The sequence below is a fragment of the Micrococcus sp. GbtcB5 genome (assembly GCF_019091605.1).
Classification (GTDB): Bacteria; Actinomycetota; Actinomycetes; order Actinomycetales; family Micrococcaceae; genus Micrococcus; species Micrococcus luteus.
This window is the reverse complement of sequence record NZ_JAGXJK010000411.1, coordinates 1-240: the sequence shown is the minus strand read 5'-3', so window position 1 is coordinate 240 and position 240 is coordinate 1. Positions and strand designations below refer to the sequence as shown.

Here is a 240-nt window from a genome sequence, read left to right as displayed (position 1 = left end):
AGGCGGCCCCCGTCGCGACGGCGGTGAACGCCGCGATCCCCACCGGCGAGTGTGTGCCGCGTCGATGCCCGCCGGCCACGTGGCGGATGCCGCGCGCCATCAGCTCGGACACGGGCGGCAGGGCGTGGACGACGGTGGCGCGGGGGTGGTCCCAGTCGCTGATCATGGCGGCGCCGGCGGTGGTCGCGGCGCCGAGCAGCTGGAGTTCGGCGGGCAGGTGCAGCACGGCGATCGGCGACT

At 76.7% G+C, this 240-nt stretch carries 1 protein-coding gene; it reads right to left on the bottom strand.

Features of this window, described 5'->3' with window-relative positions; genetic code table 11:
- The coding region (locus KVS67_RS12925) for a metal-dependent hydrolase (protein WP_217565541.1) at positions 1-240 on the bottom strand (240 nt) is incomplete at both ends.